Raw genomic sequence first — 18,187 nt, 5'->3', positions numbered from 1 at the left:
GTCTACGGAGCCGTCCGAGCCCCCGATGACCAGAATGGCAAGCCCGCCCAGGACACTCCGGCGTGTTGTGAGACGCGACATATCCGGGGCCGACGGCCTGCTGGGCAACGGCCGCGCGAGAGGGCAGTATCGAGAACACTGCTCGGGCGCGTCGGGAGGGCGGACCGGGCGGCCGCACCGATCACCGACGCAGGAGGCCGGATGACCGACGACCGACACCACCCCGCCACCGTCACCACCTTCGGAAACGGAACCGCCCACGGCACACCGGACCTCATGCGGGTCTCGATCTCCGTCGAGACCCGGGCCGGCACGGTCGCGCTCGCCTACGGCCGGGCCGGTGAGCGCACGGCGGCGGTCACCGCGGCGCTACGGGCGGACGGCGTGCGTTCCACCGATATCGGGACCAGCGGGCTGTCGGTCCGCACCGAGACCACCTGGACCGAGGACAGCGGCTCCCGCATCACCGGCTACGTGGCGACCACCACGCTGACCGTGTCGCTGCGCACGGACCGGGCCGATTCCGGCGCTCCCGATCCGGCGACGGTGGTGGCCCATGCCGTCGCGGCGGGTGGCGACGACGTCCGGCTCGGTGGGCTGAACCTGACCTTCGCCGACACCGAAACCCTGCTGGTGCGCGCCCGCGATGCCGCCTGGGACGACGCCCACGCCAAAGCCACCCGATACGCCGCCCGCGCCGGACGCGCCCTGGGCCCGGTGCTCGAGATCACCGAGAACACCACCGCCGCCCCCGCTCCGGTCGGCGGCCCCGAGTTCACCATGGTCGCGATGGCGGCCCCGTCCGCGCCGGTCCCCATCGAGTACGGCGAATCCGAGCTCTCCGCCACCCTGCGCGCCACCTGGCTACTCGACTGACCAGCAAGCAATCTCGTCTTCCGCACGCAGGAATGACCTCGCGGCTCACGCGGCATGTCGTGCCCGGCACCGGCCGGTTCGGTCGCCGTGCTGTGGTGCGTCGGTCAGCAACCCGCCTCGGCGGGCGGCCCCACAGCCACCGGCCGATGCGCGACGGTCAGGAAACGGTGCGCTCCAGCAGGGCGAGGCATTCGACGTGGTGGGTGGCGGGGAAGGCGTCGAAGGCGCGCAGCCTGGTGACGTGGTAGCCCGCGGCGCGGTAGAGGCCGATGTCGCGGGCGAAAGCGGCTGGGTCGCAACCGATGTGGACGATGCGGGCCGGGTCGGCGGCGGCGAGGGCGGCGATCACGTCCTTCCCCGCGCCCGCGCGGGGCGGGTCGAGCACGACGACCTGCGGTGCGGGTGAACCGGTCCGGTCGGACAGCCAGCGTTCCACGCGCTGCGCGCTGAGGCCGACCGCGGGCAGGTCGCGCAGCGCGGCGGCGCCGTCGGCCACGGCCGACCGCGCGGATTCGACACCGTGCACCACTCCCGTGCCACCCACCTGCTCGGCGAGACGCGCGGCGAATACGCCCGTGCCGCAGTAGAGATCCCACGCCGTGGCACCGGCAGGGGTTGCCGACCACTCCGCGACCACATCCGAATAACATTGCGCCGCACCGAGATGCGGCTGCCAGAAGCCGGTCGCCGACACCTCCCAGCGGCGCCCCGCCACATACTGCACCGCCCGGCCGCTGCCCTCGACGATCCGCTCGGGCCGCGCCGCGTGCGCCGCTGCCCGCCGTGCGGCGGTGCTGCGCCGATCTCCACCTCCGCGGCCACCGTGCCGCGACGGGGCCAGCTCCACGATGTGCCGCAAGCCGTCTCCGTCGACGGCCACCACCAGTTCCGCGCCCGGCGTCCACGCCCGTTCGGCGATACCGTCCACGGCGCCCGCAACCGGTTGCGGGCAGCGCAGATCCGCCAGCACGTCGGTACTGCGATACCGATGCACACCCGCCCGCCCCTCGGCGTCGACCACCAGCCGCACCCGCGTCCGCCATCCACCGACCTCGAGCGGCGCCGCGCCGAACCGGCCGTCGGCCGCGCCCAGACGACGCCCACCGATGTCGGCCACGCCACGGTCGGCCACACCGAAGTCGGCCACGCCACGGTCGGCCACACCGAAGTCGGCCACGCCACGATCGGCTACACCACGATCCGCCACACCACGATCGGCTACGCCGGGGTCTGCCGCACCATGGTCGGCCACACCACGATCGGCCACGCCGGGGCCTGCAGCGCCCGGCGCACTGGCACCGAACATGCTGTCGCCCAGGAGGATCGGCTCCACCTCGACCTCGGTCTCCCAGCCCGCCAGCCGGCGTAGCTGCTCGGCGACCACGGCGGCTTTCAGATGCCGTTGTGCGTGCGGAGCGGCGAAGGAGAAGTCGCAGCAACCGGCTCCGCCCGGGCCCGACACCGGGCACGTCGCGGGCACCCGGTCCGGCGACGCCTCCAGGATCTCGACCGCGTCGGCCCGGCAGAATGATTTCCCGCGGTCCTCGGTCACCCGCGCCCGCACCAGCTCGCCCGGCAGCCCGTGCCGCACGAACAGCACCCGCCCCTCGTACCGTGCGACACAGAAACCACCATGCCCGGGTGCGCCCAGCCGGACCTCGAAAACCTCCCCCGTCCAATCACTTCCACGTCCGACGCTCATCGCTTCCCCACCGACGCCACGTCCGGGCAGCCACCCTGCCACCGATGCCGGGCCACCCCGCCACGCCTCGGTCGTACGGCTTCTTTGGCGCTCCCCGGGGCAACGCCACCCCGCCCGTACCTCGTCGCACACACCCAGCGAGGCCGTGGAATCAGTCGCTCGGTCATCGTTGTTCGCCGTAACCGCGCCGCACCGCGCCGGGCGCGCTCTCGATCCCCGCCTGCCCGGCTTTCGCCGAGGACGAGCTCAGCTGCCACGGGACGCTGGTCACCATGACACCGGGCTCGAACAGCAGGCGGCCCTTGAGGCGCAGGGCACTCTGGTTGTGCAGCAACTGTTCCCACCAGTGTCCGACCACGTATTCGGGGATGAAGACCGTCACCACGTCGCGGGGCGCGTCCTTGCGGACACGTTTGACGTAATCCACGACGGGCTTGGTGATCTCGCGGTACGGCGACTCGACCACCTTGAGCGGCACCGGGATATCGCTCTTCTCCCACTCCCGTACCAGCTGGCGGGTATCGGCCTCGTCGACGTTGACCGTGACCGCCTCGAGCATGTCCGGACGGGTCGCGCGGGCGTAGGCGATCGCGCGGCGGGTGGGCAGGTGCAGCTTCGACACCAGCACGATGGAGTGGGTGCGGCTGGGCAGCACCCCGTCCCAGGTCTGCTCGTCGAGTTCGGTGGACACCGAATCGTAGTGCCGCCGAATCATTCTCATCAGCACGAAGATCGCCGCCATGGTGACGATGGCGATCCAGGCGCCGGCCAGGAACTTGGTGAGCAGCACGATGATCAGCACCGCGCCGGTCATGGTGAGCCCGATGCCGTTGATCACCCGCGACCGCATCATGCGCCGCCGCAGCGCCGGGTCGGTCTCGGTGCGCAGCAACCTGGTCCAATGCCGCAGCATGCCGGTCTGGCTCAGCACGAACGACACGAACACGCCGACGATGTAGAGCTGGATCAGCCGCGTCACCTCCGCGCCGAACAGCACCACGAACGCGATCGCGGCGCCGGACAGGAACAGGATGCCGTTGCTGAACGCCAGCCGGTCCCCGCGGGTGTGCAGCTGCCGCGGCAGGAACCGGTCCTGCGCCAGGATCGAGCCGAGCACCGGGAACCCGTTGAACGCGGTATTGGCCGCCAGCACCAGGATCAGCGCGGTCACCACGGTCAGGAAGTAGAACCCGGCCGGGAAGCCCTGGAACACGGCGTGTGCCAGCTGCGCGATCAGCGTCTTCTGCTGATAGCCAGCCGGAGCGCCCACCAGGTCGGCGGCGTCGTGGGCGTAGACCAAGCCGATCCGGCGCGCCAGCAGGATGATGCCGATGAGCAGCGAGATCGCGATCAGCCCCAGCATCAGCAGGGTGGTCGCGGCGTTGCGGGACTTGGGTTTCCGGAACGCCGGGACCCCGTTGCTGATGGCCTCGACACCGGTCAGCGCGGCACAGCCGGAGGAGAAGGCCCGCGCGAGGAGGAAGGCGAAGGCGATGCCCTGCAGATGCGCGTCCTCGCCCTGCAGCGCGAACCCGAACGATTCGGCGTGTATCTCGTCGCCGAACACCTCGATCCGCAGGAACCCCCAGGCCAGCATGATGAACATGCCGATCATGAACGCGTAGGTCGGGACGGCGAACATGGTGCCGGACTCCCGCACGCCGCGCAGGTTCATCGCGGTCAGCACGACGATCGCCACCACCGCGAACAACACCTTGTGGGTGTCGACGAACGGCACCGCCGAGCCGATGTTGGATGCTGCCGAGGAGATCGATACCGCGACGGTCAGCACGTAGTCGACCAGCAGCGCGCTGCCCACCGTCAAGCCCGCTGTGGGCCCGAGGTTCACCGTGGCGACCTCGTAGTCACCACCGCCGGACGGGTAGGCGTGCACGTTTTGCCGATAGCTGGCCACGACGACCGCCATCACCGCCGCGACCGCCAGCCCGACCCACGGCGCGTACACATACGCCGACAGCCCCGCCGTGGACAGGACGAGGAAGATCTCCTCGGGGGCGTAGGCCACCGAGGACAGCGCGTCGGAGGCGAATACCGGCAGCGCGATTCGCTTGGGCAGCAGCGTATGACCCAACGAATCGCTACGAAATGGGCGGCCGACCACCATTCGTTTCGCGGCCGTCGTCAACTTGGACACTCCTGCGAGCATAAGGCAGTCGCGCTGCCCCGCGCCCAGCCGCCGTGAGCTCGATTCCCGCGCGCCGCGCGACGGTTGCTCCGTGGATGCCGACCGCAGCCGTCATGCCCTGCGGCGGGTTTGAAGCGCGGACGGAGGGGGAACGTGGCTGTGGTCGATGGTCAGCGGGTACGGTTCCTTCCACAGGGAACCAGACCGCACATCACGGTTTTCGGGAATTGGGGTTGGCAGGGTGTACGTAGTGATCATGGGCTGCGGGCGAGTGGGCTCCGCGCTCGCCCGCGGTCTGGTCCGGGTCGGTCACGAGGTGGCCGTGATCGACCGGGATTCCAGCGCGTTCCTGCGCCTGGGCAAGGATTTCAGCGGCGAGCGGATCACCGGCGTCGGCTTCGATCGGGATGTGCTGCAGCGCGCGGGCATCGAGCGGGCGGGCGCCTTCGCGGCGGTCTCCTCGGGCGACAACTCCAACATCATCTCGGCGCGGGTGGCGCGGGAGAACTTCGGCGTGGAGCGCGTGGTGGCGCGCATCTACGACGCCAAGCGCGCAGCCGTCTACGAGCGCCTCGGCATCCCGACCATCGCGACCGTGCCGTGGACCACCGACCGCTTCCTGCGCGCCCTGCTCAACGAGGAGGACGGCGCCACCTGGCGCGACCCCACGGGTACGGTCGCGGTCACCCCGCTGGACCTGCACGAGGACTGGTACGGGCGCACGGTACGAGATCTGGAGGAGGCCACCGGCGCCCGCGTCGCGTTCCTCATCCGGTTCGGACAGGGCGTGCTGCCCGGCAGCAAGACCGTGCTGCAGGCCGACGACACCGTCTACGTCGCGGCCACCTCCGGCAGCGTCGGCGCCGCCGCGGCGCTGGCCGCCGTTCCACCGTCGAGCGAGGACAAGTCGTGAAGGTAGCGATCGCCGGTGCCGGCGCGGTGGGCCGATCCATCGCCCAGGAACTGATCCGCGGCGGCCACGAGCTGATGCTGCTGGAGCGCCGGATCGATCACGTCGATCCGGCGGCCGTGCCCGCGGCGACCTGGGTGCACGGGGACGCCTGCGAGCTGGAACTGCTCGAGGAGGCGCGGCTGCAGGAATACGAGGTGGTGATTGCGGCCACCGGGGACGACAAGGCGAATCTGGTGTTCAGCCTGCTCGCCAAGACCGAATTCGGGGTCCGGCGGGTGGTGGCCCGGGTCAACGATCCGCGCAACGAGTGGTTGTTCGACAACTCGTGGGGCGTGGACGTGGCGGTGTCCACGCCGCGGCTGCTGGCGTCGCTGGCCGAGGAGGCGGTGTCGGTCGGTGATCTGGTGCGGCTGATGACGTTGCGCCAAGGGCAGGCCAATCTCGTCGAGATCACCCTGCCGGCCGACACCCCGCTGGCCGGCAAGGCCGTCCGGACGCTGAAACTCCCCCGCGACGCCGCCCTGGTGACGATCCTGCGCGGCGGCCGGGTCATCGTGCCCCAAGCCGACGATCCGCTCGAGGGCGAGGACGAGTTGCTGTTCGTGACCTCGGTGGAGGCCGAGGACGAATTGCGGAAGTCGTTGGGCGTCAACGGCTTCGGCGAGCAGATCGACTAGGACCGGGAAACGTTCAGCTCGGCGCGCAGCTTGTTCAGCGCCCGGTGCTGCATCACCCGCACCACGCCGGGACTGGTGCCGATCGCCTCGGCGGTCTGCGCCGCGGTCCAGCCCAGCACGATGCGCATGACGAGCACCTCGCGATGCGCGGGAGCCAGTACCTTCATCAGTTCGCGGGTGGCCAGGCGGCGCTCGGACACCAGCGCCATCTCCTCCGGGCCCGCCGCGGTACAGGGCCGGTCGGGGAATTCGGCGACGGGATAGGCGGGCTGCTGCTGAGCGCGGCGGAAGGCGTCGGCCACCTTGTTGGCCGAGATGCCGTAGACGAACGCCAGGAACGACTTGCCCTGATCGCGATAGCGCGGAATCGCCTGCACGGTCGCGATGCAGATCTCCTGGGCGATGTCCTCCGCGGTGACGTGCAGGTGCCCGCCGCTGCCGATGCGCGCCGCGCAGTAGCGCCGCACCAGCGGCTGCACGATCTTGATGATCTCGGTGACGGCCTGGCGGTCGCCCGCGGCGGCCGGTCCGATCAACCGGTCCAGTTCGGCCGCGGCCCGGCGGCTTTCCGAACCGGCGGCGGTGGTCTTCGGTGACCGGGCGCCGCGACTCGTCGGCCGGTCCTGTGTCGCCACCGTGTTGCCCTCGGTACCCACTGTCGGATCCTTTCGCCGATCGCTGATCTCACCAACGATCGTGCGATGAACCGAGGTCGCGAAATAGGTACCCCAGGGGTGGGTTCATCCCCACCTGGATGCGCGGGCCGCCCCCAAAGGTGTGGGCACATCCGGTTGTTCGGGGAGAGCGGCGTTTCGGTTCATGATCGAATCGCCCGGTCGGCGGGGACGCTCAGTCGACTCGATGACGGCCGACGGCCGGTTCGCCGCCGCCGGAGCGCGGCAGATGTCCGGCCTTGCGCACGGCCCACACGGTGACCAGCAGCGCGACGGCGGTCAACGGCCAGCCCATGGCGATGCGGGCCACGGCCAGCATGCCGGTGGCGTCGTGGTCGTAGAGCTGGGACTGGACCAGGTAGCGGGCGCCGAACACGATCACCCACACGAGGGTCGCCAGATCGTACAGGCGCAGCACCCGGCGGTCGGAACGCCAGTCGGTGCCGTGCCCGTTGAGCCAGCCCCAGATCACTCCCGCCAGCGGCCAGCGCACCAGCAGCGACACCAGGAACACGCCGCCGTAGACGAGACTGGCCCAGATGCCGAACGCGAAGAAGCCCTTGGCCGCACCCATCCGGTAGGCGATGAACGCGCACACGCCGACGCCGATGAAACCGGAGATGGCCGGCTGCACCGGATCGCGGCGCACCAGCCGCCACACCAGGATCGCCGCCGCGACACCGAGCGCCGACCAGATCGCCGCGGTGAGCCCCCACAGGGCGTTGGCCGGGACGAACACCAGGACCGGCAGCGTCGAGTAGATCAGGCCGCTGAAGCCGCCCAGCTGTTCCAGCATGGTCTGTTGCAGCGGGCCGACGGGCACGGGCTCCCGGTCGTCGGGCTCACGGTCGTGCATCGCGTCGTTCGTGCGGAACGGCTCGGCCGACCGTTCGCTGTCTACGACGGCGGAGCGGTCGGCCCGGTCGTCGCTGCTGGGAATCGGCATGCGTCAGGAGTTCTCACGTAGTTCGTAGTAGGGGTTGAAGATCACCTTGGCCCCATCACGCTCCCCGATGCGGCCGCGGACCAGGATACGGCGTCCCGGATCGATCCCGGGGATGCGCCGCCGCCCGATCCACACCAGCGTCACCGCGTCGGTGCCGTCGTAGAACTCCGCCTGCAGATTCGCGCCCGCGGCCTTCGGGCACGCCTCCACGCTGCGCAGTTTGCCGAGCATGGTGACCTCCTCGCCACGCCGGCACTCGTCTGCCCGGCAGGCGCCGGAGGCTTCGGACGTCTCGGCCAGTTCCTCGGCGTCGAGATGATCGAGATCGGCGGTGAGCCGTCGACTCAAGCGCCGGAAGTACCCGCTGTCGGGACCCGTCTTGCGCCCGGCAATCCCGGATCCTGCCTTGTTTCCGCCCGTGAAAGGCATCTTGCAACACTTCCTGCACTGCAGACGGCGTGGGTTACACGTCGTCGGGTTTCCCACACGACCGGCCGAGCGGCCGTATATCGCCAACTGTAGATGGGCGTTCGACCCCTCGCCACGCGAGGCCGCCCACATCCGTGGATACCCAATGCGCAGCGGTTTTCCACCTCGATATCGCGAGGGTGGCCCACGTCACGCCGCGGCTGGCCGCACGCGCTCGAGACGGCGCGCGCGAGCCCGGATCGCCGCCTGCGACGCACCCGTTCCTCCCCGGAATCGGCGCCCGCGCCGCGTAGGCTTCGGCGCGTGCCCGATCTACCTCGCCCGGCCCTCGTCGTCGCGCTGCCCGGTACCGGCTCGGACGCCGACTTCGCCCGTCGTGCCTTCGGACCCGCCTGTGCCGCACTGGATCTGCCGTTCCTGGCGGTGGAGCCCGACCCGCGCGCGGTGGTCGCCAGCTGCCGCGCGGCGCTGGATACCGCGGCACGCTCGGGGCCGGTGCTCGCCGCTGGTATCTCGCTGGGCGCCGCCATCGCGGTCGAATGGGCTCGCGCCCGGGCGGATTCGGCGTTCGGGGTGATCGCGGCGCTGCCCGCGTGGACCGGTGACGACGCCGGGGAATGCCCGGCGGCGCTCAGTGCCGCCGCAACCGCGGCGCAGTTGCGGGCCGACGGACTGGCGGCGGTGGTCGAACGGATGCGGAGCAGCAGCCCCGACTGGCTGGCCGCGGCCCTCACCCAGTCCTGGACCGCGCAGTGGCCGCATCTGCCCGAGGCGCTGGAGGAGGCGGCGGCCTATCCATGGCCCACTCCGGAAACCCTTGTGGCGCTGAGCGTTCCGGTGACCATCGTCACCGCCGTCGACGATCCGGTGCATCCGCTCGCGGTCGCCGAACGCTGGGCCGCCCTGATCCCCAGGTCCGAACTGCATCGCATCACCCTCGCCGAATTGGGCGCCGACCCCGGCATCCTGGGCTGCCGCGGGCTGGCCCGGCTGGCCGGGCGGCACGCCACCCACCGCTGACCGGACTCCGCTGCGGCTCAAAGGTATTACCCGCGGGGTAATCGACGGTCGCACGGGCGTCGGGCATCGTGATTCGCATGATCACCGAAGCCCGGACCACCCGCGCCACCGTCGAGGAACTGCTGCGCCGCATCGCCGAAGGCGACGCCGATCGGATCGCCGAACTGTATGCGCCCGAATACGATTGGAAGCTGAGCTGGCCCGAGGCCGAACACGGCCGCGCCGCCACGCCGTGGATCGTGCACCGCGGCACCCGCGCCGACGCGGCCGACCACTACCGGATGCTGCGCGGCCACCACATCCCCGAGGAGGCCGCGACCGAGATCGAACGCATCCTCGTCGACGGCCCCGACGCGGTGGTACTGGGCGAGATCCGGCAGACCGCCCGCACCACGGGCCGCCCCTACCGAGCCCGCTTCGTCCTGCACGTCACCGTCGAAAACGGCCTGATCACCCGCAACCACGTCTACGAAGACAGCCTCGCCGTAGCCCGAGCCTTCGACCCCCACCTCTGACCTCGACTCACCCGAAGCCCTGTGTTCCCGCGCGGGGCGCGAGAACACAGGGAATGGTGAACGCCAGGCGAGCGCGGGAAGGCAACGATCGCGAACACCGAGCGGGCGTACGTGTGCTGGCGGTGACAGACGCGACAGGGTCGGCGGCCCGAGGTCGGGAAGTTGTGTTGCGCCGCCGGTGGGGTTAGTTGAGGCCGAGTTGTTGCATGGCGGAGCCTTCGGTGCCTCGGCGGGGTTGGGGGGGCTCGTCGGGGGTGAGGGTGGGGTATTGGCCGGTGGCGTGGGCCTGGGCCTCGGCGACCTGGGCGGCTCTGGCCTGTTCCTGGGCTTGGACCTGTTGCTGGTGGGCTGCGGTCAGCTGATCGGCCAGTTCCTGCGGGAGGACCACCGGGAGAGGCTCGCGGACGGGAAGCGGTTCTTCGCCGCGGCGTACCACTGTCTCGCTGACGATGGCGCGGGCCGCCTGGACGAGTGGTGTGCCCTCGTCCACCGAGCCCGAGGGGCCCGCCGCGACCAGGCGCAGCATCCAGCGGTAGCCGTCGACGCCGATGAAACGCAGGTCGGCACCCTGGGTGACGGCGTGCAGTTCCCGGCCCCACGGGCCGTTCTGGACCGACACCTGTGCGCCGTCCTTGCGTAGCGAGTCGCGCAGGTCGTTGACCACCGAGCGCCACTGCCCGGGCGACTTCGGCGCGGCGTAGGCGGCCACGGTCAGGCGGCCGTGCTCGGTGGCCAGATGAACCGCCTGCGGCGTGCCGTCGGGCGTCATCTCCACCTGGAGCTGGCCGCCCTCGGGGACGGGCAGGATCACCGAGCCGAGGTCCAGCCGTTGATCGCCGATGTCCTCGAGCACATCGGCGACGTCTTCGTAGTCGTACGGGCCGGTGCGGGCGGACGGATCGGTGTCGTGTTCCTGGCCGTACCAGGCGTCGTCGTCGTAATCGTCCTCGAGGTAGGCGGGCTGCTGCCCGGTCCGGTAGGCCGGATGCTCCCCGGTCCGATAGGCGGGCTGCTCGCCGGTCCGGTAGGCCGGTTGCTGACCAGTCCGGTACGCGGGCTGCTGCCCGGTCCGATAGGCCGGTTGCTGACCTGTCCGGGAGGCGGGTGCCTCACCCGACCGACGAGCGGACCGACGGCCGGTACGCGCGGGCGGTTCCTCGGGCTGGTAGGCAGGCGGATCGCCCCGATGAGCAGGCTGTTCCCCAGTCCGTTCCCCTCGCCGCAGAGCGCGCTGCTCCCCGGTCCGATGGGCGGGCGCCTCGCCCGGCCGATAGGCGGGCTGCTCACCGGTCCGATGAGCAGACGCCTCACCCGGCCGACGGACGGGCTGCGGTCCCCCGGTCCGCTCACCGCGCCGATAAGCCGGCTGCTCGCCAGTGAAATGCGCAGGAGTCTCGCCTGGGCGATAGGCGGGTTGCTCCCCGGTGCGAGGCACAGGCGTCACGCCCGGACGATGAGCACGCTGCTCACCGGAGCGAGGCGCGGGCGTCCCCTCCAGCGGATAGGCGGCGGACTGTTCCCCCGCATGAGGTACAGATGTCTCCCCCGGCCGGTAGGCGGGTTGTTCCCCGGTGCGAGGCGCGGGCGTCGCACCGGGGCGGTAGGCAGGCTGCTCACCCGAGCGAGGCGCGGGCGTCGCGCCCGGACGATAGGCAGGCTGCTCACCCGAGCGAGGCGCGGGCGTCGCGCCCGGACGATAGGCAGGCTGCTCGCCCGAGCGATGGGCGGGCGTCTCGCCCGGACGATAGACGGATTGCTGGCCGGTCCGGTAAGTCGGTTGCTGGCCGGTTCGGTAGGCGGGCTGCCGGCCTGTTTCGTAGGCGGGCTGCTGGTCCGTTCCGTACACCGGTTGGCGGCCGGTGCGGTAGGCCGGGGTTTCGTCCGTGCGGTAGATGGGGTTCTCGTCGGTGCGGTAGGAGGACTCGTCGTAGTCGTCCTCGTACTCCTCGTACCCGGCCTCGGTGGCGTATTCGTCTTCGTCGTACCAGGTGTCGTCGTCGTAGTGACCTCTGGCGGGAACGTCGTCGTCGCGTCTGCGCCTGCGTCCGAACATCGTCATGCCTCCTTGCCGGCGCTCGCGCCGGCCGCCTCAGCGGCGAGACTGGCGTGCCCGCCGCTGGACCCGTAACCCCCCGCACCCCGCGCGGTGTCGTCGAGCTCGGTGACCTCCACGAAATCGACCAGCTCGACCCGCTGCACCAGCAGCTGCGCGATCCGGTCGCCGCGGCGCAGCTCGATAGGAGTGCGCGGATCGTGGTTGATCAGGCAGACCTTGATCTCGCCCCGATACCCCGCGTCGACCGTGCCCGGCGTGTTGACGATCGACAGACCGGTCTTGGCGGCCAGCCCGGATCGCGGATGAATGAGACCGACCGTGCCGATCGGCAGTGCGACGGCGATCCCCGTGCCGACGAGCACCCGCTCCCCCGGCTCCAGGATGACGTCCTCGGTGGTGCACAGGTCCACGCCCGCGTCACCCGGGTGCGCGCGGGTGGGGACAGGAATGCCGGGATCGAGCCGCAGCAGGGAGATAGGTGGAATACCGGTCACGTACAGCGAGCCTACGCGCTCGGCGTACCGCGGTGACAGTGACATGGCCGGAGCGCGACCAGCGCAACGACCTGCTCCCGCCGCACTCCGGCGGCACGCGCTGACTTAGTCTGATGAGGTGCCCGACCAGTCCGCGCCGACCCCCGATGCCGCCCCCGCCGCCGTAGCATCCGAGGCCATGAACCGACCCGCGAACGCCACCCCCGGCTACACGGAACGCCTGTGGGTGCCGCTGTGGTGGTGGCCGGTGGGCTTGGCCATCGCGGGCCTGCTCGCCGCGGAGGTGCACATGGGCGCGCCGGGCATCCGGGCCTGGCTGCCGTATGTGCTACTGCTGCCCGTACCGGTGTGGGCGCTGCTGTGGCTGAGCCGGCACCGCGTCGAGGTCGGGCCGGACGCCGGTGGAACGGTCGAATTGCGAGCGGACCGGGCACATCTGCCGGTAACGTATGTGGCCCGAGCAGCGGCGGTCCCGGCCAGCGCCAAGAGCGCAGCGCTGGGCAGGCAGCTCGACCCCGCCGCCTATGTTCAGCACCGGCCCTGGATCGGGCCGCTGTTGCTGCTGGTACTCGACGACCCGGACGATCCGGCACCGTACTGGTTGGTCAGTACGCGCCGGCCCGACCGGGTGCTGAAGGCGCTCGGCGTACGCGACGCGAGCTGACCGGCAGGCCGATCAGGCTGCGCCGAGCACGCGCGTTTTCCGTCCGCGCCCGGGGCTGCCGAGCGCGGGATTTCGATAGTTGGACCCGCCGAAGTTGGACCCGCCGAATGCTCAGGCTGCGCAATCCATGCAGATCAGCTGACCGCCGGATTCGCTGGCGAGCCGGCTGCGGTGATGAACCAGAAAACAGCTCGAGCAGGTGAACTCGTCGGCCTGCTTCGGGATCACCCGAACCGACAGCACTTCCTCGGACAGGTCCGCGCCGGGAAGTTCGAACGATTCCGCGGTATCGCTGTCGTCGACATCCACGACGGCGGACGCGGCCTCGTTGCGACGAGCCTTCAGCTCCTCGAGCGAGTCCTCCGACACCTCGTCGGTTTCGGTACGCCTCGGTGCGTCATAGTCGGTTGCCATGTCGTCTTCCCCTCGTCCTTACTCCGTATATCCCGGACCGACCCCACCTGGGCCGATTCCTGGGAATCGGCTCGGCGACGCCGCCCCGCCGGTGGTGTACGTCACGTGTACACCGGTCGCCGACCGGGCCAGATCTGGTGGACCTGTACCGGATCGCGCTCGGTCAACGCAGGACATGTCCTGGTTGTTCCCGAAATCTCCGCCCTGATTCACCTCTGTCGATTCGAATCAGCCGCCAGACAATAGCGGACACCGAGGCAAAAGTCGCAATCAAAACCCGAGCGCGTCGAAACCGAGGGGTAATCGTCATCGGCTGCCCTGGACAGTGCCGATTCCGTGTCCGAGCCTCCGGCGAATCGTTACCCCCGCGATATCCGTCGCACACCCGCCACGCGCGCCGCCACTCCCGGTGTCCGCATGCGGGATTGTGCGAGCCGAACTCGTAAGGTGTGCGTGTGGTTTCACTGATCACCGAAGGCAGCGCCGTCGACGACAAAGGGCGCCCGTTCCTGCGCCGCCGGTACCAACCGTGGGTCGCGCTCGTCGCGATCCTGGCATTGATCTGCGCGATCGTGTGGATCAAGGCCCTGACGACCGAGAGCAAGAGCCATGCGGCCATGGCGTGCAACTCGCCGTCGCCGGCGGCCGACCCGAACGCCCCGCAGCCGGCGCCGCTGGGGCAGCGGGTCTCGCCGTCGCGCCTGCAGGATGTGGAACCGGCGCCGCTGACACAGTCGAAGGTGCGCGTCTACAACGCTTCCGGCCAGCGCGGCCTGGCCGAGCACATCGCGTCCCGGCTCAGCGACCTCGGCTTCGCCAGCCCGCCGGCGCCGCAGTTCGCCAACGATCCGGTCTACGTCAACGGTGATCTGGTGTGCACCGGGCAGATTCGCTTCGGCGTCAACGGCCGCCCGGCCGCGGCGGCGGTGCAACTGGTTTCGCCGTGTGCGGAGCTGGTCGAGGACAAGCGCAACGACGACACCGTCGATCTGGCGCTGGGCTCGCTGTTCGGCAACGAGGTGCGCCCGTCGACCGACGCCGAGGAGGTGCTGCGGTCGTTGAAGAATCCGGCGCCCGACGGCCCGGCGATCGACTCCACCCTGCTCGACGCCGCCCGCAAGGGCACCTGCTGAGCGTCAGCTCTCCGCAATCGCCTCCGACACGCCGAGCCGGTCGAACAATTCGAGCAGTTCCGTAGCGATGCCGGGCGCGGCCGCGACCACCAGCTCGCCGGTCTTGCCGGTGGTGCCGGCGGGCGGCAGCACCAGCCGGGCGCCCGCCTCGGCGGCGATCAGCGCGCCCGCCGCCCAGTCCCAGGTGTTGAGCCCGTGCTCGTAGTGCGCGTCGGCCCGGCCGGCGGCGACCATGCACAGGTCCAGGGCCGCCGATCCGATGCGGCGGATGTCGCGTACGTGCGGCAGTAGTTCGCCGATCAGCCGCCCCTGCCGGGCCCGCCGCGCCGCGCCGTAGCCGAAGCCGGTGGCCAGCAGCGTCATGGCGAGCGAGTCGACTTCGTTGCAGCGCAACGGGTTCGCGATGCCGTCGGGGCCGGTGCGGGTGGCGCCCGCGCCCAGGCCCGCGCTGTAGGTCCGTGCGGCGGCCACGTCGACCACCGCCCCGGCCAGCGACCGCCCGCCGCGCATGGCGGCCACCGAGACCGCGTAGGCGGGGATGCCGTACATGAAGTTCACGGTGCCGTCGATCGGATCGACCACCCAGACGATCTGCCGATCGTCGCCCAGGCTGCCGCCGCCCTCCTCGCCCAGGACCGCCTCGCCCGGCCGCAGCTCGGCGAGCAGGCGACGGATCAGCTGCTCGGTCTCGGTGTCGACGACCGTGACCGGATCGGTGGGTGAGCTCTTGGCCCGCACCGCGTCCTGCGCGTCCTCGCCCGCACCGAACACCTCGGGCCGCCGCGCCCGCACGTGGGCTGCCGCGGTCTGCGCGAGATGCACTGCGACACGGCGTAATTCGGTGATCTCGGCGGGGTCGGCCGGGTCCGGCGCGGGCCGGGCGGGGTCGGTGACGGCGGCGGACGGTGAGGGATTCGTATCGCGCACGACATCCATCGCAGCACAGATCCCGCGCCCCGCGCATTAGGCTTGTCGGGCACGACACAGATCCGGTGGTCGTGCGAACCCGTCACACAACGCCGTGTATCGTGCCGCGCGCACCTGCGATCAGGGTCGGCGCCACAGGGAAACGAGGAGACTGTCAATGTCCGCTCGGGGGCAAGCATTCGGTATCGACATCGGGGGTAGCGGGGTGAAGGGCGCGGTGGTGGATCTCGCCACCGGCGAACTCGCGCACGAGCGCATCAAGATCGCCACGCCGCAGCCGTCCACCCCGAACGCCGTCGCCGAAACCGTCGCGAAACTGGTGGCCCAGGCGGACTGGGACGGTCCGGTCGGTCTCACGCTGCCCAGCGTGGTGGTCAACGGTGTCGCCCGCACCGCCGCCAATATCGATAAGGCCTGGATCGACACCGACGCCCGGCTGCTGTTCTCCGCGGCGCTCGGCGGCCGCGAGGTGGTCGTGCTCAACGACGCCGACGCCGCCGGCATGGCCGAGGACCGCTACGGCGCGGCGCGGCAGATCGACGGGCTGGTCATGCTGCTGACCTTCGGCACCGGCATCGGGTCGGCGCTGCTGTACCACGGCACGCTGGTGCCGAATACCGAATTCGGCCACATCCTGGTCGACGGCAAGGAAGCCGAGCACCGCGCCGCTTCGTCGGTGAAGGAACGAAAGAAGCTGTCGTTCAAGGAGTGGTCGGCTCAGGTGACCAAGGTGCTGGTCACCCTCGAGAACCTGCTGTGGCCGGACGTCTTCGTGGCCGGTGGCGGCATCAGCCGCGACGCCGAGCACTGGATCCCGTTGCTGGGCAACCGGACTCCGGTGGTGGCGGCGCATCTGCGCAACACGGCCGGGATCGTGGGCGCCGCGATGGCCGTCGACGCCGGGATCGCACCGTGATCGCCCCGGCAACCAGCGAGGCTGCGGCATCGCACTCCGCCCGGATCGTTACAATGGAACGCATGACCGGCGGTGAGCCGGAAACCGACCCCGGCCGGAGAGCCGGGTTTAACCCCGACAGAACCGCTCCGCCGGAAGATCACTCTGGCGTGACGCCGCACGAGACCGTCACGAAAGGGCGTACGTGGTAGCCACGAATACCCGAGAGACCGCCGAATCGGCCGAAGCCGCCGACTCCATCGACAGCACCGCAGCACGGCCGGTCAAGAAGGCTGCCGCCAAGAAGGCCCCCGCCAAGAAGACCGCCGCGAAGAAGGCGCCCGCCAAGAAGGCCGGGGCCAAGGCGGCGGCCAAGAAGGCGCCGGCCAAGAAGGCCGCGGCGAAGAAGGGCGCGCCCGGCGCCGAGACCGAGACCGACGAGGCCATCGACGACGAGTCGATCGAACTCGACGATCTGGACAACCTGGAAGTCTCCGACGACGACCTGACCGACGAGACCGAGATCGCCGAAGAGGTCACCGTCGCCGACGACGAGGAGGCCGAGGCCGAGGAGCCGTCGGAGAAGGACAAGGCCTCCGGCGATTTCGTCTGGGACGAGGAGGAGTCCGAGGCGCTGCGGCAGGCCCGCAAGGACGCCGAACTCACCGCCTCCGCCGACTCGGTGCGCGCCTACCTCAAGCAGATCGGCAAGGTCGCGCTGCTCAACGCCGAGGAGGAGGTCGAGCTCGCCAAGCGCATCGAGGCCGGGCTCTACGCCACCGAGAAGCTGCGCGAGTTCGCCGACAAGGGCGAGAAGCTGCCCGTGCAGGGCCGCCGCGATCTGCAGTGGATCATGCGCGACGGCAACCGCGCCAAGAACCATCTGCTGGAGGCCAACCTCCGTCTGGTGGTTTCGCTGGCCAAGCGCTACACCGGCCGCGGCATGGCGTTCCTGGACCTGATCCAGGAGGGCAACCTGGGCCTGATCCGCGCGGTCGAGAAGTTCGATTACACCAAGGGCTACAAGTTCTCCACGTACGCCACCTGGTGGATCCGGCAGGCCATCACCCGCGCCATGGCCGACCAGGCCCGCACCATCCGCATCCCGGTGCACATGGTCGAGGTCATCAACAAGCTGGGCCGTATCCAGCGCGAGCTGCTGCAGGACCTGGGCCGCGAGCCCACGCCCGAGGAGCTCGCCAAGGAAATGGACATCACCCCGGAGAAGGTCCTCGAGATCCAGCAGTACGCGCGCGAGCCCATCTCGCTGGATCAGACCATCGGTGACGAGGGCGATTCCCAGCTGGGCGATTTCATCGAGGATTCCGAGGCGGTCGTCGCGGTCGACGCGGTGAGCTTCACCCTGCTGCAGGATCAGCTGCAGTCGGTGCTGGAGACGCTGTCCGAGCGCGAGGCCGGCGTGGTCCGGCTGCGCTTCGGCCTCACCGACGGCCAGCCCCGCACACTCGACGAGATCGGCCAGGTGTACGGCGTCACCCGCGAGCGCATCCGCCAGATCGAGTCGAAGACCATGAGCAAGCTCCGCCACCCCAGCCGCTCCCAGGTCCTGCGGGACTACCTGGACTAGGGCAAGTAGTCCAGGGTCCTGACCGATACGCGAAACGCCGCCGGAACCTCCGGCGGCGTTTCGCATTGAACGGCAATACTTCCAGGCGTCGCCCCAAGGCACGACCAACAGCGCCGCA

Annotated in this window: 17 protein-coding genes and 1 pseudogene; 9 read left to right on the top strand and 9 right to left on the bottom strand. The window is 70.3% G+C overall.

What is annotated here, in order from left to right:
- Positions 1–201 precede the first annotated feature (201 nt).
- Positions 202–876 carry an SIMPL domain-containing protein gene (locus NWFMUON74_RS12525; RefSeq protein ID WP_187687971.1) on the top strand — a complete coding sequence of 225 codons (675 nt, stop codon included), beginning with the start codon at positions 202–204 and terminating at the stop codon, positions 874–876.
- Positions 877–1,033: 157 nt separating this feature from the next.
- Here NWFMUON74_RS12525 and NWFMUON74_RS12520 read toward each other — a convergent pair whose 3' ends face one another.
- Entirely contained in the window at positions 1,034–2,578 is a 1,545-nt protein-coding gene (locus NWFMUON74_RS12520) for a class I SAM-dependent RNA methyltransferase (protein ID WP_232110991.1), read from the bottom strand.
- 163 nt (positions 2,579–2,741) lie between these two features.
- Positions 2,742–4,733, bottom strand: coding sequence for an APC family permease (locus tag NWFMUON74_RS12510; RefSeq protein WP_187687970.1), 1,992 nt, complete (start codon positions 4,731–4,733; stop codon positions 2,742–2,744).
- A gap of 232 nt (positions 4,734–4,965) precedes the next feature.
- On the opposite strand from NWFMUON74_RS12510, the gene NWFMUON74_RS12505 reads away from it, so the two are divergent.
- Together NWFMUON74_RS12505 and NWFMUON74_RS12500 are read left to right on the top strand one after the other, a co-directional pair.
- Positions 4,966–5,637, top strand: coding sequence for a potassium channel family protein (locus NWFMUON74_RS12505; RefSeq protein ID WP_187687969.1), 672 nt, complete (start codon positions 4,966–4,968; stop codon positions 5,635–5,637).
- A complete protein-coding gene (locus NWFMUON74_RS12500) occupies positions 5,634–6,314 on the top strand; it encodes a potassium channel family protein (protein WP_187687968.1) in 681 nt (226 codons plus the stop codon). The genes NWFMUON74_RS12505 and NWFMUON74_RS12500 overlap by 4 nt, the downstream gene beginning before the upstream one ends.
- Here the strand turns inward: NWFMUON74_RS12500 and NWFMUON74_RS12495 are convergent.
- The 3 genes from NWFMUON74_RS12495 to NWFMUON74_RS12485 all read right to left on the bottom strand — a co-directional run bounded on the left by NWFMUON74_RS12495 (position 6,311) and on the right by NWFMUON74_RS12485 (position 8,363).
- Positions 6,311–6,970, bottom strand: coding sequence for a sigma-70 family RNA polymerase sigma factor (locus tag NWFMUON74_RS12495; RefSeq protein WP_269475333.1), 660 nt, complete (start codon positions 6,968–6,970; stop codon positions 6,311–6,313). The two genes, NWFMUON74_RS12500 and NWFMUON74_RS12495, sit on opposite strands and share 4 nt — an antisense overlap.
- Positions 6,971–7,163: 193 nt before the next feature.
- Positions 7,164–7,844 (bottom strand): DUF3159 domain-containing protein, encoded by a 681-nt coding sequence (locus NWFMUON74_RS12490; protein ID WP_232111161.1) that lies wholly within the window; start codon positions 7,842–7,844, stop codon positions 7,164–7,166.
- A gap of 93 nt (positions 7,845–7,937) precedes the next feature.
- A complete protein-coding gene (locus NWFMUON74_RS12485) occupies positions 7,938–8,363 on the bottom strand; it encodes an OB-fold nucleic acid binding domain-containing protein (protein ID WP_232110990.1) in 426 nt (141 codons plus the stop codon).
- Between the two features lie 303 nt (positions 8,364–8,666).
- On the opposite strand from NWFMUON74_RS12485, the gene NWFMUON74_RS12480 reads away from it, so the two are divergent.
- Both NWFMUON74_RS12480 and NWFMUON74_RS12475 read left to right on the top strand, forming a co-directional pair.
- Positions 8,667–9,383: an alpha/beta fold hydrolase gene (locus NWFMUON74_RS12480; protein WP_187687966.1), complete on the top strand. Its 717-nt coding sequence runs from the start codon at positions 8,667–8,669 to the stop codon at positions 9,381–9,383.
- Positions 9,384–9,460: 77 nt separating this feature from the next.
- Positions 9,461–9,898: a nuclear transport factor 2 family protein gene (locus NWFMUON74_RS12475; protein ID WP_187687965.1), complete on the top strand. Its 438-nt coding sequence runs from the start codon at positions 9,461–9,463 to the stop codon at positions 9,896–9,898.
- A gap of 184 nt (positions 9,899–10,082) precedes the next feature.
- Here NWFMUON74_RS12475 and NWFMUON74_RS12470 read toward each other — a convergent pair.
- Together NWFMUON74_RS12470 and dut are read right to left on the bottom strand one after the other, a co-directional pair.
- Positions 10,083–10,862 (bottom strand): annotated as a pseudogene (locus tag NWFMUON74_RS12470) (DUF3710 domain-containing protein); the annotation flags it as partial.
- 1,091 nt (positions 10,863–11,953) lie between these two features.
- Positions 11,954–12,493 carry a dUTP diphosphatase gene (gene dut / locus NWFMUON74_RS12465; protein ID WP_187687964.1) on the bottom strand — a complete coding sequence of 180 codons (540 nt, stop codon included), beginning with the start codon at positions 12,491–12,493 and terminating at the stop codon, positions 11,954–11,956.
- Positions 12,494–12,626: 133 nt separating this feature from the next.
- Between dut and NWFMUON74_RS12460 the strand changes: the two genes are divergently transcribed.
- A complete protein-coding gene (locus NWFMUON74_RS12460; protein WP_187687963.1) occupies positions 12,627–13,112 on the top strand; it encodes a DUF3093 domain-containing protein in 486 nt (161 codons plus the stop codon).
- Positions 13,113–13,223: 111 nt separating this feature from the next.
- On the opposite strand, the gene NWFMUON74_RS12455 is transcribed toward NWFMUON74_RS12460, so the two are convergent.
- On the bottom strand, positions 13,224–13,526 hold the full coding sequence (locus NWFMUON74_RS12455) for a DUF4193 domain-containing protein (RefSeq protein WP_187687962.1): 303 nt from the start codon (positions 13,524–13,526) through the stop codon (positions 13,224–13,226).
- A 455-nt stretch (positions 13,527–13,981) separates the two neighbouring features.
- Here NWFMUON74_RS12455 and cei point away from each other — a divergent pair, with 455 nt between their 5' ends.
- Positions 13,982–14,659, top strand: coding sequence for an envelope integrity protein Cei (gene cei / locus NWFMUON74_RS12450; protein WP_187687961.1), 678 nt, complete (start codon positions 13,982–13,984; stop codon positions 14,657–14,659).
- A 3-nt stretch (positions 14,660–14,662) separates the two neighbouring features.
- Here the strand turns inward: cei and NWFMUON74_RS12445 are convergent, their stop codons facing one another.
- Positions 14,663–15,505 (bottom strand): inositol monophosphatase family protein, encoded by an 843-nt coding sequence (locus NWFMUON74_RS12445; RefSeq protein ID WP_425301344.1) that lies wholly within the window; start codon positions 15,503–15,505, stop codon positions 14,663–14,665.
- Positions 15,506–15,743: 238 nt separating this feature from the next.
- Here NWFMUON74_RS12445 and ppgK point away from each other — a divergent pair, with 238 nt between their 5' ends.
- Both ppgK and NWFMUON74_RS12435 read left to right on the top strand, forming a co-directional pair.
- Positions 15,744–16,502, top strand: coding sequence for a polyphosphate--glucose phosphotransferase (ppgK, locus tag NWFMUON74_RS12440; RefSeq protein WP_187687959.1), 759 nt, complete (start codon positions 15,744–15,746; stop codon positions 16,500–16,502).
- Positions 16,503–16,686: 184 nt separating this feature from the next.
- Positions 16,687–18,069, top strand: a complete 1,383-nt coding sequence (locus tag NWFMUON74_RS12435; RefSeq protein ID WP_187687958.1) for an RNA polymerase sigma factor — start codon at positions 16,687–16,689, stop codon at positions 18,067–18,069.
- The last annotated feature ends 118 nt before the right edge of the window (positions 18,070–18,187 follow it).

It is taken from the genome of Nocardia wallacei, from assembly GCF_014466955.1.
Classification (GTDB): domain Bacteria; phylum Actinomycetota; class Actinomycetes; order Mycobacteriales; family Mycobacteriaceae; genus Nocardia; species Nocardia wallacei.
The sequence above is the reverse complement of the archived record's forward strand: the minus strand, read 5'-3'. Positions and strand labels throughout refer to the sequence as shown.